We start from the raw sequence: 641 nt of genomic DNA on the forward strand, positions 1-641 counted from the left end.
CAATCAGATAATATAGCTTTCTTGAAATTTCAACCATCATATTCGCTGTATATTGAGTAATTTCAAAAACTTGCTTTTTCTGTGGATTAAATACCATATTATCTTTTTCATCGCTAAAAAAGATATAAGTGGTGTATTTATCCATGTGATGGATATGCTCTTTTAAGCTTACTTTTTCCCCAGAATTGGGATCATAGGCGATAAACTTCATTCTCATGAATTTTGTCTCTATACATACAGTCTTTTACCTAAAATTTAATAAAACTTAGATAAAACAATATTTTGATGGATAATATAAAACAGTTAAGCTAAGTAATCGTGGCTATTTATAAGATATGGCTACGATACTATTTGCCTTGTTTACAGAGGTTTCAGCAGAAGCAATCGATTGCTCTGCTTCTTTCAGCAGACGAGAGGTTTTAGACTCGCTCTTCTCTTCACCATGAAAAAGTACATAGTATGTAAAACTACCCAAAATAATTAATGCAGCTGTGACTTTTAACATAAACTTAAAAACTAAGATTTTTTCGTATTATAGTGCCTTTTATGTGAAATGCATCACATTTTTATATAAATTTGTTAGATAAGCTACACTTCTAGTTTAATTACCCTCATTAAATTAGTTGATATTTCACTTAAAT

2 protein-coding genes are annotated in these 641 nt (G+C 29.5%); both read right to left on the reverse strand.

The window, feature by feature from the left end:
* Window positions 1–211 (reverse strand): hypothetical protein (locus tag NL42_RS18590; protein ID WP_461313875.1); only part of this gene is annotated, 211 nt, incomplete at its 3' end.
* 111 nt (window positions 212–322) lie between these two features.
* Window positions 323–505, reverse strand: coding sequence for a hypothetical protein (locus tag NL42_RS18595; RefSeq protein ID WP_016138181.1), 183 nt, complete (start codon window positions 503–505; stop codon window positions 323–325).
* Window positions 506–641: the final 136 nt, after the last annotated feature.

It is taken from the genome of Acinetobacter sp. GN11 (assembly GCF_054823985.1).